The 17,430-nt window shown below is 45.0% G+C and carries 18 protein-coding genes and 1 tRNA gene; 17 read left to right on the top strand and 2 right to left on the bottom strand.

Going from position 1 to position 17,430, the window contains the following annotated elements:
• Window positions 1-19: 19 nt before the first annotated feature.
• The 11 genes from ACVRYP_RS08710 to recN all read left to right on the top strand — a co-directional run bounded on the left by ACVRYP_RS08710 (window position 20) and on the right by recN (window position 9,820).
• Entirely contained in the window at window positions 20-1,264 is a 1,245-nt protein-coding gene (locus ACVRYP_RS08710) for an MFS transporter (protein ID WP_447468332.1), read from the top strand.
• Window position 1,265: 1 nt separating this feature from the next.
• The gene (locus tag ACVRYP_RS08705; RefSeq protein WP_447468331.1) at window positions 1,266-2,312 is read left to right on the top strand and encodes an ArsR/SmtB family transcription factor; all 1,047 of its coding nucleotides are present in this window, start codon (window positions 1,266-1,268) and stop codon (window positions 2,310-2,312) included.
• A 168-nt stretch (window positions 2,313-2,480) separates the two neighbouring features.
• Window positions 2,481-3,344 carry a bifunctional methylenetetrahydrofolate dehydrogenase/methenyltetrahydrofolate cyclohydrolase gene (locus tag ACVRYP_RS08700; protein ID WP_447468330.1) on the top strand — a complete coding sequence of 288 codons (864 nt, stop codon included), beginning with the start codon at window positions 2,481-2,483 and terminating at the stop codon, window positions 3,342-3,344.
• The gene (locus ACVRYP_RS08695) at window positions 3,331-4,188 is read left to right on the top strand and encodes an NAD(P)H-hydrate dehydratase (RefSeq protein WP_447468377.1); all 858 of its coding nucleotides are present in this window, start codon (window positions 3,331-3,333) and stop codon (window positions 4,186-4,188) included. Before ACVRYP_RS08700 ends, ACVRYP_RS08695 begins: the two co-directional genes overlap by 14 nt.
• A 54-nt stretch (window positions 4,189-4,242) precedes the next feature.
• Window positions 4,243-4,330 (top strand) — tRNA-Ser (locus ACVRYP_RS08690).
• A gap of 194 nt (window positions 4,331-4,524) precedes the next feature.
• Window positions 4,525-5,868 carry an exodeoxyribonuclease VII large subunit gene (xseA, locus tag ACVRYP_RS08685; RefSeq protein WP_447468329.1) on the top strand — a complete coding sequence of 448 codons (1,344 nt, stop codon included), beginning with the start codon at window positions 4,525-4,527 and terminating at the stop codon, window positions 5,866-5,868.
• On the top strand, window positions 5,843-6,061 hold the full coding sequence (locus ACVRYP_RS08680; protein ID WP_447468328.1) for an exodeoxyribonuclease VII small subunit: 219 nt from the start codon (window positions 5,843-5,845) through the stop codon (window positions 6,059-6,061). Before xseA ends, ACVRYP_RS08680 begins: the two co-directional genes overlap by 26 nt.
• Complete coding sequence (locus tag ACVRYP_RS08675) at window positions 6,054-6,929, top strand: polyprenyl synthetase family protein (RefSeq protein ID WP_447468327.1); 876 nt, start codon at window positions 6,054-6,056, stop codon at window positions 6,927-6,929. Before ACVRYP_RS08680 ends, ACVRYP_RS08675 begins: the two co-directional genes overlap by 8 nt.
• A complete protein-coding gene (locus ACVRYP_RS08670) occupies window positions 6,922-7,740 on the top strand; it encodes a TlyA family RNA methyltransferase (RefSeq protein ID WP_447468326.1) in 819 nt (272 codons plus the stop codon). Before ACVRYP_RS08675 ends, ACVRYP_RS08670 begins: the two co-directional genes overlap by 8 nt.
• Window positions 7,733-8,161: an arginine repressor gene (locus tag ACVRYP_RS08665; RefSeq protein ID WP_447468325.1), complete on the top strand. Its 429-nt coding sequence runs from the start codon at window positions 7,733-7,735 to the stop codon at window positions 8,159-8,161. Before ACVRYP_RS08670 ends, ACVRYP_RS08665 begins: the two co-directional genes overlap by 8 nt.
• Window positions 8,162-9,820, top strand: a complete 1,659-nt coding sequence (recN, locus tag ACVRYP_RS08660) for a DNA repair protein RecN (RefSeq protein WP_447468324.1) — start codon at window positions 8,162-8,164, stop codon at window positions 9,818-9,820.
• 139 nt (window positions 9,821-9,959) lie between these two features.
• Here the strand turns inward: recN and ACVRYP_RS08655 are convergent, their stop codons facing one another.
• Complete coding sequence (locus ACVRYP_RS08655; protein ID WP_447468323.1) at window positions 9,960-10,796, bottom strand: HAD family hydrolase; 837 nt, start codon at window positions 10,794-10,796, stop codon at window positions 9,960-9,962.
• A 215-nt stretch (window positions 10,797-11,011) separates the two neighbouring features.
• On the opposite strand from ACVRYP_RS08655, the gene ybeY reads away from it, so the two are divergent.
• Genes ybeY through era form a run of 3 tightly spaced genes read left to right on the top strand, consistent with a single transcriptional unit; the run spans window position 11,012 to window position 12,837 of the window.
• Window positions 11,012-11,506, top strand: coding sequence for an rRNA maturation RNase YbeY (gene ybeY, locus ACVRYP_RS08650; RefSeq protein WP_447468322.1), 495 nt, complete (start codon window positions 11,012-11,014; stop codon window positions 11,504-11,506).
• Window positions 11,490-11,894, top strand: coding sequence for a diacylglycerol kinase family protein (locus ACVRYP_RS08645; RefSeq protein WP_447468321.1), 405 nt, complete (start codon window positions 11,490-11,492; stop codon window positions 11,892-11,894). The genes ybeY and ACVRYP_RS08645 overlap by 17 nt, the downstream gene beginning before the upstream one ends.
• Window positions 11,895-11,937: 43 nt before the next feature.
• Window positions 11,938-12,837: a GTPase Era gene (era, locus tag ACVRYP_RS08640; protein WP_447468320.1), complete on the top strand. Its 900-nt coding sequence runs from the start codon at window positions 11,938-11,940 to the stop codon at window positions 12,835-12,837.
• A gap of 77 nt (window positions 12,838-12,914) precedes the next feature.
• Here era and asnA read toward each other — a convergent pair whose 3' ends face one another.
• Window positions 12,915-13,907: an aspartate--ammonia ligase gene (asnA, locus tag ACVRYP_RS08635; protein ID WP_447468319.1), complete on the bottom strand. Its 993-nt coding sequence runs from the start codon at window positions 13,905-13,907 to the stop codon at window positions 12,915-12,917.
• A gap of 243 nt (window positions 13,908-14,150) precedes the next feature.
• Between asnA and ACVRYP_RS08630 the strand changes: the two genes are divergently transcribed.
• The 3 genes from ACVRYP_RS08630 to ACVRYP_RS08620 all read left to right on the top strand — a co-directional run bounded on the left by ACVRYP_RS08630 (window position 14,151) and on the right by ACVRYP_RS08620 (window position 17,285).
• The gene (locus ACVRYP_RS08630; protein WP_447468318.1) at window positions 14,151-15,761 is read left to right on the top strand and encodes a glycoside hydrolase family 13 protein; all 1,611 of its coding nucleotides are present in this window, start codon (window positions 14,151-14,153) and stop codon (window positions 15,759-15,761) included.
• Between the two features lie 113 nt (window positions 15,762-15,874).
• Window positions 15,875-16,351 carry an NUDIX hydrolase gene (locus ACVRYP_RS08625; RefSeq protein WP_447468317.1) on the top strand — a complete coding sequence of 159 codons (477 nt, stop codon included), beginning with the start codon at window positions 15,875-15,877 and terminating at the stop codon, window positions 16,349-16,351.
• A gap of 28 nt (window positions 16,352-16,379) precedes the next feature.
• Window positions 16,380-17,285, top strand: coding sequence for a hypothetical protein (locus tag ACVRYP_RS08620; protein ID WP_447468316.1), 906 nt, complete (start codon window positions 16,380-16,382; stop codon window positions 17,283-17,285).
• Window positions 17,286-17,430 lie beyond the last annotated feature (145 nt).

Raw genomic sequence — 17,430 nt, 5'->3', positions numbered from 1 at the left:
AATAAAGCGAAGGTTTTTTATGAAAAAGGTATTGTCCAATAAACTCTATCTATCGGTTTTGTTCACCGACTTGCTCTCTAATTTTGGTGATGTTCTCTATTACATGGCCTTGATGAATTACATCTTGCTCCTGCCTGATACCAAATTGGCTTTGGCCCTACTTGGATTCTCTGAAATGATTCCCTTGTTTACACGGATGGTCTTGTCTTATGTGGCAGACCGTAAGGCCAACAAGTTGCAACAGATTGTGGCTACCCAGGTCCTTAGGTGCCTCTTGTATCTTCTGGTCGGTTTTGCCATGTCTTTTACGCCTGCTTTATGGATAGTCCTTGTGGCCATAGTGGTCAATCTGATTTCAGACTTGGCGGGACAATATGAAAATGCTCTTTATCTACCGGTTAGTTTGCGCATGGTTTCAAATGAAGATCGTGAAGCGGCCTTGGGGTTGAGCATGGGACTAGGAGTGTCAGGTAATATCTTATTCCAAGCTATCGGGGCAAGCTTAATCACAATCTTAGCCTATTCGACCTTGGCCTATGTCAATGCCTTGACCTTCGCCGTGTGTGCTGTTTTGATGGGCTTGCTTCTCCCTAAGATTCAGAGAAAATTAGATGCTAATCCGATTCAGCTAGCGGATAAGAAAGAAGGTATTTTCTCAATTCAGGAATTCAAGGATAGTTTGCAGCTGGTGGTGAAAGAAGTCTTTCGCATCGATGTCTTAAAGCGGGTTTTGATTTTGATTCCCATCATCAATGGCTTGGGAAGTGCAGTTGATACCTTGGTTGTTTTGATTATTTCAGAATTTCCAGATTTTGTGCTGATCAATGCACCGACGACCATTGCAGCTATTAGCATGACCATGAGTATTGGGGCTATTGTGGGTAGTTTAGTGGGATCAAAACTTTTTAAGAAACTGGATATGTTTGCCATCGTTGGTTTTTGTGGCTTCCTACTGGTTTTGGTCTTTTCAGCTCTGTTAATCCGTCAGATTCACCTTGTTTTACTGGTCCTTTTCTTTATTGGGATTGTTACGGGTGGTGTCAATCCCAAATTACAGGCTCTCCTGTTTAATAGTTTACCAGAAGAACAGATGGCTTTTATTTCAGGATCGCTTCGTACTTATTTTTCATTGGGGATTGCCCTATCTCGTTTTCTCTTGTCTAGTTTGATGTTGTTTATCCCTCCTGCTAGCTTAGTTTGGGTTTGCCTCTTGATTTCTCTTGGTCTTGTGGTTTATACTATTAGCACAAGAAAGAAGGTCTAACATGGAATTTCATTATCACCATTACCGCAGTCGACTGATGGATATTCTCTTTTTTCCGATCATGAAAAAGAGTCTCTTAAAAGAGCAGTTGGATGTGATGCAGGCATCAGAAGTTGAGGCTGTTCAGGATGTCTTGGAGATTTCGGAGCAATTCATCGGACTCCTCCAGCCCTATCAAAAGCGGATTGAAAAATACTTTTTGAAAGTGGGCATCTCTCATCTTCCTGAAATCCTCTATCGCCATCTCTTAGAAGAAGGGCAAGACCCCAAGGACTTAGAGGAACTTTTGGCTTTGTTTGAGGCTTGTTCTGCACAGACCATTCAAGATTTGGTGCTCAGCCTTTTGTCAAAGGAAGAAACGAAAAAGCCACTCGAAGGGGTGGATCTGGTGTCCTTACTGGAACAGCAAGAGATGACTGATGCTGAACGTTGGCGATTTAATTGGGCCTTCCATCATCCAATGGAATTGATTCAGGGCCTCTGTGAGCTCTATCATGATCTTTATCCGCTCTACCAGCCGTTTATGGATAAATACCAAAAAGAGGTAACGGATTTTGCCCAGACAGTAGACTTGGAAGCACTCTACCAAGATTCAGAATTTGATGTGATGGGTATGCTGTACAATACCCAAAAAACGGATTGTCAGCTCTTTGTCCTGTCGCCTTGGTATATCTTTAACATCATTACCTATGATCTAGATAGGGACAGCCCAGCTTATTTTTACATCTATCCACGGGTTGCCCATTTTCTAAATTCTAGAAGCAAACTGACAGACCAGAGTGTCCGTTTGATGCTGAAGAGTTTGAGTGATGAAAACCGCTACCAGGTGTTAAGAGAATTGACCAAAGAAGATGCCAAGAGCAAAGACATTGCTGAAAAGTTGGGGATCACAGCAGCCAATGTGTCCTTTCATACCCAGAAATTAGTCAATGCTCAGCTCCTCTTTTTCAACACGGATCCAGGCTCTAACAATAAGTATCGTCTTAATAAACCAGCCCTAAAAATGCTACTCGAACAAGTAGCAGAAGATTTTGGGATAAAGGACTAGAAAAAGGTACGCCTCAGGAAATCTGTGAAACACCTAGAGAAGAGAGAGCGAATTATTTATGGTCTAAGGTTTTCCAAAGTTCGTGATTTATTATAGAAAGGGCTTCCTTTTTGAAATAGGAAGTCCTTTTTGTTATAATTTTTAAAAAAGTAAAAAAGAGGTCTTGAAATGACAGATATCGATGGCAAAGCTTTAGCAGCAAAACTCCAGGGACAGTTAGCTGAAAAAACAGCTCGTTTGAAAGCTGAAACAGGAATGGTTCCAGGTTTGGTCGTGATTCTTGTTGGCGAAGACCCAGCTAGTCAGGTTTATGTTCGCAATAAAGAACGGTCAGCTCTTGCGGCTGGATTTAAGAGTGAGGTCGTTCGCGTTCCTGAGACGATTACCCAAGAAGAGTTGTTAACTCTAATTGCTAAATACAATCAAGACGCAGATTGGCATGGCATTTTGGTCCAACTGCCTCTGCCAGCTCATATTAATGAAGAAAAGATTCTCTTGGCTATTGATCCGGCCAAGGATGTGGATGGGTTCCACCCCACAAATATGGGGAAACTCTGGAGCGGGCATCCTGTGATGATTCCATCAACGCCTGCTGGCATCATGGAGATGTTTAAGGAGTACAAGATTGACCTTGCTGGTAAGAATGCGGTCGTTATTGGACGCTCTAATATCGTTGGTAAACCTATGGCGCAGATGCTTCTTGATGCTAATGCGACGGTGACCATTGCTCACTCTAGGACCAAGGATTTACCAGCCCTCGCTCGCCAAGCGGATGTCTTAGTTGTGGCTATTGGTCGCGGTCACTTTGTGACCAAAGACTTTGTCAAACCTGGCGCTGTTGTGATCGATGTTGGGATGAATCGTGATGAAAATGGTAAGTTGATAGGCGATGTGGCCTATGAGGAAGTTGCTGAAGTGGCTAGTTACATCACACCTGTCCCAGGTGGGGTTGGTCCGATGACCATTACCATGCTAATGGAGCAGACCTATAATGCTTGCCTCCTTGCGGGTGTTGCAGATGGTCAAGATTGAGCGCTCGCTCCTGAATCAGGTCATCCAAGCCAGACCTCAGGCCAGCCATAAGGGCGATTATGGTCGCCTCTTGTTACTGGGTGGGTGTTACCCCTATGGTGGAGCCATCCTGATGGCGGTAAAGGCCGCAGTTTATAGTGGGGCTGGCCTTGTGACGGTAGGGACCGAAGCGGCTAATATCACCGCACTTCATGCCCAACTCCCAGAAGCTATGGCTTTTGCTGTGACGGACCGTTCTCTATTAGAGGAGCAACTGGCCAAAGCTGAGGTTGTGCTTCTTGGACCTGGTTTAGGGGAATCAGATGACGCCTGCCACCTTATGGAGTCAGTCCTTTCAAGCCTTTCGTCAGCTCAAGTGCTAATCCTAGATGGGTCGGCCTTGAGCGTTCTGTCGAAGCATAGGGAGAGGTTTGCTTCCTTGATTTCCTGTCAGCTAGTCTTGACCCCGCATCAGATGGAGTGGGAGCGATTGAGCCAAGTTCCTATTGCTAAGCAGACCCCCGAGCGCAGCTTAAGAGCGCTAGGCAATTTTCCTAAAGGGACGATTCTGGTCGCTAAAGGACCAAGGACAGTGGTGTTGCAAGAGGGTCAGCTTCCTAGAGAACTTACGATTGGTGGTCCTTACCAAGCGACGGGTGGCATGGGTGATACTTTAGCTGGTATCATAGCAGGCTTTATTGGCCAGTTTAAGGGCGAGTTGCTAGATAGGGTGACTGCTGCCGTTTACACACACTCAGCCATTGCAGAGGAACTCAGTCAGTCTCATTACGTGACCTTGCCTAGTCAAATCGCAGAGAAACTGCCAGTATTTATGCACCGCATTTTAACGGAAAAAGAAGCTTAAAGGCAAAAAAGTCTTGAAAGAACTGCTTAAACATGGTATACTGTTACCTAGTTTGGAGAATTACTCAAGTGGCTTAAGAGGCCACCTTGGAAAGGTGGTAGGTCGTGCAAGCGGCGCGTGGGTTCGAATCCCATGTTCTCCTTTGGACAATACAGAAGCTGAGTCAGAGTGCTCAGCTTTTTTAATACAATCAGCAACTTTATTATAAATTGTAGTAAAACCAAGCAAGTATTTTCTCAGATTTCTTCCATAAATTCAGTTTGATAGGGGAAAAACTAGGTATTTGTGGGCTGTTTTGGTATAATGAAGAAAGGTAAAAGAGAGGAAGGAGGTCCTATGGCAGAGTATTTAACGGTTTCTCATTTGACCAAGTATTTAAAGTTAAAATTTGACAAGGACCCCTATCTGGCACGGGTCTACTTGACTGGTCAAGTTTCTAATTTTCGCAAGCGTCCCAACCACCAATATTTTTCCTTAAAGGATGAAGGGGCAGTGATTCAAGCTACCATCTGGGGTGGGGTTTATCAAAAATTAGGCTTTGAGTTAGAAGAGGGGATGAAGGTCAACGTTGTTGGGCGTGTTCAGCTCTATGAGCCTAGTGGCTCCTACTCGATTGTGATTGAAAAGGCTGAACCAGATGGTATTGGAGCCCTTGCGATTCAGTTTGAACAACTCAAAAAACGCTTGGGTGATGAAGGACTCTTCAAACCAGAATGGAAGCAGCCCCTACCACAGTTTTCCAAAAAAATTGGAGTTATTACCAGTCCGAGTGGGGCAGTGATTCGAGATATTATTACGACTGTCAGTCGGCGCTTTCCCGGGGTGGAGATTTTGCTGTTTCCGACCAAAGTCCAAGGAGAAGGTGTGGCCCAATCAGTGGTTGCCAATATTCATAAGGCTAATCAAAGGGATGATTTGGATGTCCTGATTATAGGCCGAGGCGGTGGCTCCATCGAAGACTTGTGGGGGTTTAACGAAGAGATTGTCGTCAGAGCCATCTTTGAATCGCGCTTACCAGTCATCTCTTCTGTGGGGCATGAGACGGACACAACGCTATCAGATTTTGTAGCAGACCAGCGAGCTGCAACGCCTACTGCGGCAGCGGAGTTGGCGACACCGGTGACTAAGGCTGACTTGGTCAACCATTTGCGTCAGCAACAAAATCGAGCCTTTAACTCCACCTTAAATCGCGTGCGATTTCATCAGGAGCGCCTGAGAAAACTAAGTCAATCCATCATTTTTAAACAGCCAGAACGGCTCTATGATGGGTATGTGCAGAAATTGGACCAGCTGTCAGACAAGCTTCAGAAAACCATGGACAGCAGGTTCCAGACTCATCAGCAGACTGTTCGCTTACTTCAGGAACGCTTAAAAGCGCAGCGTTTGGAACAAAAAATTGCTAGCCATAAGCAATATCTCCAACAACAGACGCGATTGCTCAAAACCAACATGGCTAATATTTATGACAATAAAATGCACAGGGCCAAACAACTCAGTGAAGCGATGACGTTATTGGATACCAGTCGGATTGTAGCGAGAGGCTATGCCATGGTTTATCAAGAAGGGCGCGTGGTTGAGAGTAGTCAAACGCTTAAAATTGGGGCACCAGCAACGATTCAGATGCGGGATGGTCAGGTAGAAGTTGAGGTAAAAGATGTCAAAAAACAAAAAAACATTTGAAGAAAATTTAGCAGAATTAGAAACAACTGTACAGCGCTTGGAATCGGGAGATATAGCTCTGGAAGAGGCCTTATCTGAATTTCAAAAAGGCATGATTCTTTCCAAAGAATTACAGGCTACCCTTGCAAAAGCTGAGGAAACCTTGGTTAAGGTCATGCAAGAAGATGGAACAGAGATAGAATTTAATGGATAATCAAACCTATTTGGCAGGCGTCGAAGCCGCCATTGAAGCCTATTATCAGGAAGCAGGCATTTCAGACCGCTTGGTGGAAGCGGTGCTTTATTCTGTGAGAGCTGGCGGCAAGCGCATTCGGCCGCTACTCTTTTTACAGATGGTTGGGGCCTTGGGTCAGGAACTGACCCCGGCCCATTATCAGGTGGCAGCTAGTGTGGAAATGGTCCACACAGGTAGTCTGATTCATGACGATCTGCCGGCCATGGACAATGATGATTACCGTAGGGGACGTTTGACCAATCATAAGCAGTTTGATGAAGCGACAGCTATTTTAGCGGGAGATAGCCTGTTTCTAGATCCCTTTGGTTTAATTGCTGCTGCAGATTTTTCAGCAGAAATACGAATTAAGCTTGTGAAAGCCTTGTCGGATGCTTCAGGAACTCTGGGAATGGTTGCAGGACAGATGTTAGATATGGTTTCAGAAGGACGAGAGATTGATCTTAACACACTTGAAGCCATTCATGCTAATAAGACAGGCAAGCTTCTAACCTTTCCTTTTGTAGCAGCAGGTTTAGTCTCAGAAGTTTCGACTGAAACCCTGCACAAGCTTCAAAAGATTGGTGAATTGGTCGGACTGGCCTTTCAGGTTCGAGATGATATTTTAGATTTAACGGCGGACTTTGAAGCTTTAGGTAAAACGCCACAAAAGGACCTCTTGGCAGAAAAATCGACCTATCCTGCCTTATTAGGATTAGAGGAGTCTTATGCTTTCCTAGAGGTGACTCTGGATCAGGCCAGACAACTTTTGGCTGAGGTGACGAATGAGCAAATCTCTAGCATAGCGGGCGTTGGCGCGTTATTAGAAAGGTTTAGACTGCATGCCTAAGGAAAGAGTGGATGTTCTGGCTCATCGTCAAGGATTATTTGAGACAAGAGAACAGGCGAAACGTGGTGTCATGGCTGGTCTTGTAGTGGCAAGCCTTAATGGTCAGCGTTTTGATAAACCTGGCGAAAAAATCGAGGATGATACAGAGCTTAAGCTAAAAGGTGAAAAGCTTAAGTATGTCAGCCGAGGTGGTCTGAAGCTTGAAAAGGCTTTGGAAACGTTTGGCATCTCTGTGGCTGACCAGTTAACGTTGGACATCGGTGCCTCTACGGGAGGCTTTACAGATGTTATGTTGCACTCCGGCGCTCGTCAAGTTTATGCTGTGGATGTTGGGACCAACCAATTGGCCTGGAAATTAAGACAGGATTCTCGGGTCATTAGCATGGAACAATACAATTTCCGACATGCTGAGCTGGATGATTTTTCAGAAGGACAGCCGACATTTGCCTCGATCGATGTCAGTTTTATTTCGCTTAGCTTGATTTTACCAGCGCTGGCACGCATTTTAGCAGATGATGGTGAAGTCGTAGCCCTGATCAAACCTCAGTTTGAAGCCGGTCGGGACCAAATCGGAAAAAATGGTATCATCAAGGATAAAAAAGTCCATTTACAGGTATTAGAGACAGTTCTTACTTTTAGTAAGACATCTGGCTTTTCGATTATGAATCTGGATTTTTCACCTATTCAAGGAGGGCATGGAAATATTGAGTACCTTGTCCATCTAAAAAAGGCAGAAGAGCCTGTAATGGTTTATGCTGGTTGTTTAAATGAGCTCGTTGAGCAATCCCATCAGGAGTTTAAGGATGAATAAGAAAGAACGCTTGCAAATTATCAGCGATATGGTTAGTAACCACGCTATTGACACTCAAGAAGAAATTGTTGCTCGTCTGCTTGCTATGGATATAAAAGCAACGCAAGCCACTGTTTCTCGGGATATTAAAACCTTAGGCATTGTAAAAGTCCCTTCTGAAAGAGGTTATATTTATGGGATTCCTAAAGCTAACAAAGGGAACCAAAGGCTCAGGCCTGCCTATCTTTTGGACATCAGGACGCAGGGATCGATGGTTCATATCGACGTTGAACCTGGGACAAGTGCTGTTGTCAAACGTCAGATTCTGAGTCTTTGTGAGGATCTTCTTTTTAGCGTTGTCTCAGATGATGATTCTCTCTTGGTTATTGTTAAAGAGGGGCAAAACGTTCAAGCAGTGCTTGACCAACTCAAGGAGATATAGATGTTATTAGCTGTTTCCATCCGAAATTTTGCCATTATTGAGCAGATTTCGCTTGATTTCCAGATGGGCATGACGGTCTTGACCGGTGAGACGGGGGCTGGTAAGTCCATTATCATTGATGCCATGAACATGATGCTTGGGGCTCGAGCAACGACCGATGCCATCCGTCATGGTGCGGATAAGGCGGAGATTGAAGGCTTCTTTTCCTTGGACAATAACCCAGCCATTGCAGCGATTCTTGAGGAGCAAGGGATCGAACCCTCTCAGGAATTAATTATCCGCCGGGAAATCTTCCAAAATGGTCGTAGTGTCAGTCGGATCAATGGTCAGATGGTCAATTTGACGGTCCTAAAGGCTGTTGGCCAGCATTTAGTCGATATTCATGGCCAGCACGATCAGGAAGAGTTGATGAAGGCTCAGTATCACATCGCCATGTTGGATCAATTTGGGGATGAGGCCTTTTGGGACCAAAAAGTTCAGTATGAAGAAACCTTTGATCGCTACAAAACCTTGCGCCGTCAGGTCTTGATTCAGCAAAAAAACGAGCAGGAAAACAAGGCTCGTATCGAGATGTTGCGGTTTCAACTAGATGAGATTGAGTCAGCTGAGCTTGAAGCGGGTGAAGATGAGCGTCTGCAGGCAGAACGTGACCGTCTCATCAACCACAAGAATATCGCAGATACCCTGACCAATGCCTTTACCATGTTAGATGACGAAGACTTGGCGACCCTGCAACACCTGCGCTCAGCCATGAATGACTTGCAGAGCATTGAGGACTTTGATGCCGACTACAAACAGATGGCAGATCAGTTGGCGGAGAGCTACTATGTCCTTGATGATGTGACCAAGCGCTTAGGGTCTGTCCTTGATAATCTGGACTTTGATGGCAATCGCCTCATGTTGGTAGAGGGTAGGCTAGACCTGCTCAACAGCATGACCCGCAAGTATGGCGGGACTGTTGATGATGTCTTGACCTACTACCAAAAAATCTCTGAGGAGTACCAGCTCTTGACTGGCACTCTGCCAGGTCAAGGCGATCTGGAGCAGGGCCTCAAGCAGTTAGAAAAAGACCTGGTCGCTCAGGCAACAGCCCTTAGTCAGGCAAGGCACGATTTGGCAAAAGTCCTTGAAGCCGACATCAAACAAGAACTCAAGGACCTCTACATGGAAAAGGCGGACTTCCAGGTTACCTTTACCAAGGCTAAATTTAGCAAGACAGGCAATGAGCAGGTGGAATTCTACATTTCAACCAACCCGGGTGAGGGCTTTAAGCCTCTGGTCAAGGTGGCCTCTGGTGGGGAATTATCACGTCTCATGCTGGCCATCAAGTCAGCCTTCTCCCGTAAGGAGAACAAGACCTCCATCGTTTTTGATGAGGTGGACACGGGTGTCTCTGGTCGTGTTGCCCAGGCCATTGCCCAGAAGATTTACAAGATTGGCCAGGCCGGTCAGGTTTTAGCCATCTCACACCTCCCACAGGTCATCGCAATCGCTGATTACCAGTTCTTTATCGAGAAGGTATCGAGTGAGACCTCGACCGTGTCCCAGGTTCGTCTATTGACGGCTGAGGAGCGTGTGGAAGAGATTGCTAAAATGATTGCTGGGGATAGATTGACGCCAGCTGCCATAGAGCAGGCACGGACTTTGCTTGAAAAATAGCCCCTCTTAATTACGAGTCAGTTTGACTGGGGTTTAGGAAAGCGATAGTCTATTTTGAAGACTAGGGTTGAATAAACTAAAAGACGTCTAAAATCGCAGGCCCAATAGAGCGGATTTTAGACGTTTTTGTCGGTATGACTTAAATCAAATCAAGATGTTTAAAGGCATTGTAGATACCATCTTCATCAACACCAGTAGTGATGTAATCTGCAGCTTCTTTGGCCTCGGGTCCGCCGCTTCCCATGGCAACACTATAGGCGCAATAGTTGAACATGGGAATATCAATTTTAGCATCGCCAAAGGCAATGGTATCAGCTTGGGGAGCTTTTAAATGATTGAGCAATTGCCCTACAGCGAAGGCTTTATCAATGTCTTTGACACCAACATCACCAAAGAGGGCAATTTCACCTTTGCCACCCCAAGTATTGACTTCGTAGTCTGTAAAATGAGCCTTGGCGTCCAAATAATCTTGGTAGGATTCTAGGATAAAGGAGATTTTATTGACGTCATCACGGTAGAGGTTTGTCTCACCAAAAATGATTCCATGGAGCGCATCCTTGGTCATGAGGGTATCGGCATTTTCAAACCCTTTGCGACGGGCGTATTCACGCATAACAGGGAGAGAGCGCTCTTCAAAGTTTTCAGATGCGTAAAGACCGCTGTTACTTTCTAGATAAAATTCGAGCCCATGGGCATGCAGGTAATCGACGATAGCAGTGCAGTCTTCAAGGGTAAGGCTGTTGTGATAAACCACTTCACCATCTGATTCGATGTAATTGCCGTTGCCGCCAATCATGCCGTCGATGCCCATATCCCACAGCTCAGGCTGCATTTCAGCACGAGATCGTCCGGTACAGGCATAGACCTTGTGGCCATTTTTTCGAGCTAATTTAATGGCTTCAACGGTGGAAGCAGGGATTTGATTTTCATAATTGACGATTGTGCCATCAACATCTAGGAATAAAATTTTCGACATAGGTCACCTCAGTTTTTCATTGTTAAATCTATTATAGACTATTGCTAAACCGATGTCCGATATTAAACAAGGGAAAACTGATACTATGCTATGGTCTCTAGGGTATTTAGGAGCTGGAGAATGTCAATAAAGCCTGTATTGGAATAAAAGGTAGATTCTGCCATATTAGGGTATCTGTGGTATAATGGAGCTAATCAAATCAAAGTGAGAAAAAAATGTATATAGAAATGCATGATGAGACTGGTCAGGTCAGTCAAGCGATTCAAAATCAGACCGTGGAATTATTGAATTTTGCAGCGGAGCGCTTAGGAAAAGAGCAAAAAGAGATGGCTGTGACCTTTGTCGATAATGCTCGTATCCAGCAAATTAATTTAGCCTATCGGGATAAGGACCAACCGACAGATGTGGTCAGTCTTGAATACAAACCGGAATCGGATATCGTTTTTGATGAGGCTGATGTTTTGGACAATCCTGCCTTGGCTGAGATGATGGCAGAATTTGACAGCTACATTGGTGAACTATACATCTCGGTTGATAAAGCCAGAGAACAGGCCGAAAACTATGGACACAGTATAGAGCGGGAAATGGGTTTTCTCGCTGTGCATGGTTTCTTACACATCAATGGCTACGACCACTATACTCCAGAAGAAGAGGCTGAAATGTTTGGCCTCCAAGAAGAAATATTAAGTGCCTATGGACTATCAAGATAGAAACAACCAACGCAAAAAATGGAAAAACCGTGACCTTCTAACCAGCATGGAGTTTGCTCTGACAGGCTTATACACTGCCTTCAAGGAAGAGCGAAACATGAAAAAACATGCGGTTTCAGCTGTTCTGGTCATTCTTTTAGGCTTGCTTTTTCGGGTGTCCTCGACGGAGTGGCTGTTCTTATTATTGGCCGTTAGTCTAGTTATCGCATTTGAGATTGTCAATTCAGCCATTGAAAACGTGGTTGACTTGGCTAGTGATTATCACTTTTCCATGTTGGCCAAAAATGCTAAAGATATGGCCGCAGCAGCAGTTCTTTTTGTATCAGGTTATGCTCTTGTAACAGGGTCTATTATCTTTTTGCCAAAAATTTGGCAGTTACTCTTTTAGACAATAGAAAGGAAGAGGCGGTCAATCGCCTTTAATCAATTGGATGAGTTTTAAATCAGGCTTTGTAGCTATCTTAGGCCGGCCAAATGTCGGCAAATCTACCTTTTTAAACTATGTTATGGGTCAGAAAATCGCCATCATGAGCGATAAGGCTCAGACGACTCGTAATAAGATTATGGGCATTTATACGACCGATACGGAGCAAATCGTCTTTATCGATACGCCTGGAATCCACAAGCCCAAGACAGCTCTTGGGGATTTCATGGTTGAGTCGGCTTATTCAACCCTGCGTGAGGTGGAAACAGTTCTCTTTATGGTGCCAGCTGACGAGGCACGTGGCAAGGGAGATGATATGATCATCGAGCGTCTCAAGGCGGCGAAAATTCCAGTGATCCTCGTTGTCAATAAAATTGACAAGGTTCATCCAGATCAGCTATTAGAGCAGATTGATGACTTCCGCAAGCAAATGGACTTCAAGGAAATCGTCCCAATTTCAGCTACTCAAGGTAATAATGTCAATCGCCTCATGGAAATCCTCAAGGACAATCTGGAAGAAGGCTTCCAGTACTTCCCAGAAGATCAAATCACGGACCATCCAGAGCGTTTCCTAGTGTCTGAAATGATCCGTGAAAAGGTTCTTCACTTAACACGTGAGGAGATCCCGCATTCAGTCGCAGTCGTCATTGATTCTATGAAACGGGATGAAGAGACCGATAAGGTACATATCCGTGCGACCATCATGGTTGAGCGCGACAGCCAAAAAGGCATTGTCATCGGGAAACAAGGCAGCATGCTCAAAAAGATTGGAACCATGGCTCGCCGAGACATCGAGCTCATGTTGGGCGACAAGGTCTTTTTAGAAACCTGGGTCAAGGTTAAGAAAAATTGGCGGGATAAAAAGCTGGATTTGGCTGACTTTGGTTACAACGAAAAAGAATATTAGGCCTTTAGCCACCTATAAACATGAAAGACCCTCCCTGTTCGTGAAAACAGGGAGGGTCTTGTCGTTTCTATATAGCACTATAAAATATTTTCAAACTCTTCACGGACAGCCTTAGGCCAAACGCTGGATTGCACTTCGCCGATATGTTTTTTCCGAAGAAGGAACATGGCTAAACGTGATTGGCCAATACCGCCACCGATGGACAGAGGAAAGAGACCATTTAAGAGAGCACGGTGCCACTCCAGTTCAAGACGGTCCATGTCATCTTTGATGGCACATTGGCGCTTAAGTGCATCTTCGTCCACACGGATTCCCATAGAAGACAACTCAAAGGCTGAGCCAAGCGCCTCATTCCAGACTAGAATATCTCCATTAAGACCTTTATAACCATTTTCCGTTGGCGTTGTCCAGTCATCATAGTCAGGGGCTCGGCCGTCGTGAGGCTGGCCATCGGCTAACTCCCCTCCAATGCCAATCAGAAACACAGCACCGTATTCTTTTGAAATGGCATTTTCGCGTTCTTTAGGTGTGAGGTGAGGATAGCGCTCGACTAATTCCTCAGTATGGATAAAGGTAATTTGTTTGGGAAGAACAGATTCGATATCATAACGGGCCTCAACAGCTAGCTCCGTTAGACGGATGGCTTTGTAGATTTGTTCTACGGTTTCTTTGAGGTAGGCGAGGTTACGTTGGCCATTTGGAATCACTTTCTCCCAGTCCCATTGATCAACATAGACAGAGTGGGTCGGATCCAAGTCATCCTCATCTGGGCGCAGAGCCTTCATGTGAACAAAGAGACCTTCCCCGTCGTTAAAACCAAAGCGAGCTAAGGTATGCCGTTTCCACTTGGCTAGGGAATGAACCACCTCAAAGGTATGCTCAGGAATGAGCTTCACATTAACAGAAACAGGGTGTTCAATCCCAGAGAGATTGTCCTGCATCCCATCGCCGACACGGCTAAGAATTGGTCCTTGAACCTCGACAATTTCCAACTTATCCTTTAGGTATTGGGTGAAGGTGTTTTTAACAAATGATATTTCTTCTTGCTGATGAATAAAACTTTTTTTCATAATCTAAACGTCCTTAACTAAAAAGTATCTCTATTATAGCGCTAAATGCTTCAGATGAAAAGAGCGAATAGAAACTTTTTTAAGAATTTTTAGACTTTTTACGAGATTTTCAGAAAATGAGTGAATAAGATTGAAAAACATCGTTAGAAAGATGGTTGACATTGTTAGGTTTTGTGGTATATTGCTTATGTAAAATACTATCTACTATTAAAAAAGGCTTTCATCAAAATAAGGGAGAAAAACATGCAAAAACATTGGTGGCACAAAGCGACGATTTACCAGATTTACCCAAAATCCTATATGGATAGTAATGGGGACGGGATTGGTGACTTAAAAGGGATTACCAGCAAATTGGATTATTTGGAGAAATTGGGGATTACAGCCATTTGGTTGTCTCCTGTATACCAGTCTCCAATGGACGACAATGGTTATGACATTTCAGATTATGAAGATATAGCAGACATCTTTGGTAACATGGCGGATATGGAAGAATTCCTAGATGAAGCCAATGCGCGTGGCATTAAGATTGTCATGGATTTGGTTGTCAACCATACTTCTGATGAGCATGCTTGGTTTGTCGAAGCCCGGGATGTGCCCAATAGTCTAAAACGCGATTATTATATCTGGCGGGACCAACCCAATAACTTGACCTCTGCCTTTAGTGGCTCTGCTTGGGAATACGATAAGGCTTCTGGCCAGTACTACCTCCATCTCTTTAGTAAAAAACAGCCGGATTTGAACTGGGAAAATGAAGAAGTGCGCCAAAAAGTCTACGACATGATGAATTTCTGGATTGACAAGGGAATCGGCGGTTTCCGTATGGACGTTATTGACTTGATTGGGAAATTGCCGGATCAAGAAATCACAAGTAACGGTCCAAAACTGCATGATTATTTGAAGGAAATGAACCAGGCGACCTTTGGCAAACACGACTTGTTAACGGTTGGGGAAACGTGGGGTGCCACACCAGACATTGCCAAACAATACTCCAATCCTGACAACCAAGAATTGTCCATGGTCTTCCAATTTGAGCACATTGGCTTGCAACACAAACCCGATGCCCCAAAATGGGAGTTTGAAGAAGAATTGGATGTGCCAAAACTCAAAGAGATCTTTGCCAAATGGCAGACGGAATTGGGATTGGGTCAAGGCTGGAATTCGCTTTTCTGGGACAACCACGATTTGCCAAGAGCCCTGTCCAACTGGGGTGATAGTGGGGAATACCGTGTTAAATCAGCCAAAGCTTTGGCCATTGTGCTTCATTTGATGAGGGGAACACCTTACATCTATCAAGGTGACGAGATTGGCATGATCAATTACCCATTTAAGGACTTGTCAGATGTACAGGATATTGAATCCTTGAACTATGCCAAGGAAGCTCTTGAGAACGGCAAAACCATGGAAGAAGTTATGGACAGCATTCGCATGATTGGTCGTGACAATGCTCGGACTCCCATGCAATGGGATGCGACCGAGCACGGTGGCTTTACAACAGGAACGCCGTGGTTACAAAGTAATCCAAGTTACAAGACCATTAACGTTGAAGCAGCACTGGCTGATCCAGATTCCATATTTTATACCTATCAAAAACTAGTAGCCCTTCGCAAAGAGCAGGATTGGTTGGTGGATGCAGACTTTAAACTGGTGGATACAGCAGATAAGGTAGTGGCCTACAAACGGGTGATGCCAGATGCAACCTACCTGGTGGTCATGAACTTCTCCGGTCAGGTCCAAGACTTCGATGTGGATGTTGCGATGGCTGAAACAGTGATTAGCAATACCGATGAAGCCAAAGCAATCGCCGACAGGAAATTGCAACCTTGGGATGCCTTTTGTGTGAAGCTGAAGAATTAAGTTGAAGGCTATTAACAGCCCAGTTGCTCCTTCGTGGCCAATTGGGTTTTTCGGTTTTAAGTCCCTGCCTATCTTTAAATATGATATAATAATTTTTAAGAAAAGGAGTTATGATGACTGAAGATTATATTTCTTATATCCGTTCTAAGGTGGGACATGATAAGATTTTGCTCAATTTTGCAGGCGGCGTCCTAGCAGATAAGGAGGGCAAGATATTACTCCAAAGACGCAGGGATAAAGGTTCCTGGGGACTTCCGGGAGGCGCGATGGAACTCGGTGAGAGTTCGGTCGATGCCTGTGAACGGGAATTTTACGAAGAGACGGGCATTCGCGTCAAAGCCAAGCGCTTGCTTAATGTCTACACCAAGGACGTGTCCTCCTATCCCAATGGCGATGTGGCTCAGACGGTGGTTATTCTTTACGAGGTTGAGGCGACTGGGGCCTATGATATTGCAGGTTTTCACAATGAGGAAACGCTAGAAGTATGTTTTTTCTCCCAAGAAGAGATTGCTCACTTGGAGCCTGTTTTTGACAAGCATCGGCTCATGATTTCAGAGTATTTTGCGAATAGGTTTGCTTTGGGAAATTAAGTTGTTATTATTTTTTAAGGAGGTCTTTATGATCCTTTTGAGCAATGAGCGGTTGCGGGTTGAGATTGCAGAGCCTGGCGAACGCCCAAATGATACCTTCCGCTTTGATCGCGCGGGCTTTATTTCTGATGTGACGCTGGATGGGGACACCCATTTTGGGGCCAATGAACCGATGAACCTGCGTCATTTGTCATCTGGTGGCAGGGGATTGTGCTGCGAGTTTAGCGGAGATTTTGCTACGGGTGTCGCCGTGGGGGATTATTTCCCAAAACTGGGTGTTGGACTCATTAAGCAGGACTCAGAACTGGGCTACCAATTTGCCCACAAATACCAGGAAGTTAAACCCTACCCCGTCACCTATGAAGCAACAGCAACGAGTGTGACCTTTCAGACAGCGGCTGTTCCTTGTCAAGGGATTGCGGTAGAAAGCACCAAGATGATTCGCATCGAGGACAACACACTGATCCTTGAAGCGAGCTTGACCAATGTGGGTGACAAAGTGATCACGACAGAGGAATACTGCCACAATTTTCTCAGTATTGATGGCATGGCCATTTCACCCGACTACCGGTTGGAATTGCCAGATATGCCTAACTTGGGTCACGAGGGCCTTGAAGGCTTTGGTGGCTATGACCACAATAACTTTGTTGCAGATGGTAAGGCCATTGTTTTTAAAAACTGTGAGACAGATGTCTCCCTCAGTGTCTTATCAACGAAAGGCCATACAGCCAAGGACGCCTTTACTTGGAAACTCCTCCACAAGGGGGCTAAGGCTAGCGTGACGGGTCTAGACACCGTCGAGCCAAGTAGCCTGCTCCTCTGGGCGACGGATCATATCGTCAGTCCTGAAATCATTCAGACCATTGCCATTGCACCTGGCGAAACCCACTCATGGCGTCGCCAATGGACCTTTGAAGCAGAGCCGAGGTGGTAGAGGCATTTTCTAAGGGTTAGGGAGTGGGACAAAAATCGGTAACCGAATAGGTTCGATTTCCCTCCCTTTTTCATTTTTAGGTTAGGGCTGAGAAGGTCTATCCCCAGACCTTCTCACTCCCACCCCCGCATAGCTGAAACAGTCA

The sequence above is a fragment of the Streptococcus rifensis genome, from assembly GCF_053203525.1.
The sequence above is the reverse complement of the archived record's forward strand: the minus strand, read 5'-3'. Positions and strand labels throughout refer to the sequence as shown.

Excerpts from the sequence above, each read along its gene's own strand:
- ACVRYP_RS08710 (WP_447468332.1), top strand. The coding sequence starts at position 20 with ATGAAAAAGGTATTGTCCAATAAACTCTATCTATCGGTTTTGTTCACC.
- ACVRYP_RS08705 (WP_447468331.1), top strand. The coding sequence starts at position 1,266 with ATGGAATTTCATTATCACCATTACCGCAGTCGACTGATGGATATTCTC.
- ACVRYP_RS08700 (WP_447468330.1), top strand. The coding sequence starts at position 2,481 with ATGACAGATATCGATGGCAAAGCTTTAGCAGCAAAACTCCAGGGACAG.
- ACVRYP_RS08695 (WP_447468377.1), top strand. The coding sequence starts at position 3,331 with ATGGTCAAGATTGAGCGCTCGCTCCTGAATCAGGTCATCCAAGCCAGA.
- xseA (WP_447468329.1), top strand. The coding sequence starts at position 4,525 with ATGGCAGAGTATTTAACGGTTTCTCATTTGACCAAGTATTTAAAGTTA.
- ACVRYP_RS08680 (WP_447468328.1), top strand. The coding sequence starts at position 5,843 with ATGTCAAAAAACAAAAAAACATTTGAAGAAAATTTAGCAGAATTAGAA.
- ACVRYP_RS08675 (WP_447468327.1), top strand. The coding sequence starts at position 6,054 with ATGGATAATCAAACCTATTTGGCAGGCGTCGAAGCCGCCATTGAAGCC.
- ACVRYP_RS08670 (WP_447468326.1), top strand. The coding sequence starts at position 6,922 with ATGCCTAAGGAAAGAGTGGATGTTCTGGCTCATCGTCAAGGATTATTT.
- ACVRYP_RS08665 (WP_447468325.1), top strand. The coding sequence starts at position 7,733 with ATGAATAAGAAAGAACGCTTGCAAATTATCAGCGATATGGTTAGTAAC.
- recN (WP_447468324.1), top strand. The coding sequence starts at position 8,162 with ATGTTATTAGCTGTTTCCATCCGAAATTTTGCCATTATTGAGCAGATT.
- ACVRYP_RS08655 (WP_447468323.1), bottom strand. The coding sequence starts at position 10,796 with ATGTCGAAAATTTTATTCCTAGATGTTGATGGCACAATCGTCAATTAT.
- ybeY (WP_447468322.1), top strand. The coding sequence starts at position 11,012 with ATGTATATAGAAATGCATGATGAGACTGGTCAGGTCAGTCAAGCGATT.
- ACVRYP_RS08645 (WP_447468321.1), top strand. The coding sequence starts at position 11,490 with ATGGACTATCAAGATAGAAACAACCAACGCAAAAAATGGAAAAACCGT.
- era (WP_447468320.1), top strand. The coding sequence starts at position 11,938 with ATGAGTTTTAAATCAGGCTTTGTAGCTATCTTAGGCCGGCCAAATGTC.
- asnA (WP_447468319.1), bottom strand. The coding sequence starts at position 13,907 with ATGAAAAAAAGTTTTATTCATCAGCAAGAAGAAATATCATTTGTTAAA.
- ACVRYP_RS08630 (WP_447468318.1), top strand. The coding sequence starts at position 14,151 with ATGCAAAAACATTGGTGGCACAAAGCGACGATTTACCAGATTTACCCA.
- ACVRYP_RS08625 (WP_447468317.1), top strand. The coding sequence starts at position 15,875 with ATGACTGAAGATTATATTTCTTATATCCGTTCTAAGGTGGGACATGAT.
- ACVRYP_RS08620 (WP_447468316.1), top strand. The coding sequence starts at position 16,380 with ATGATCCTTTTGAGCAATGAGCGGTTGCGGGTTGAGATTGCAGAGCCT.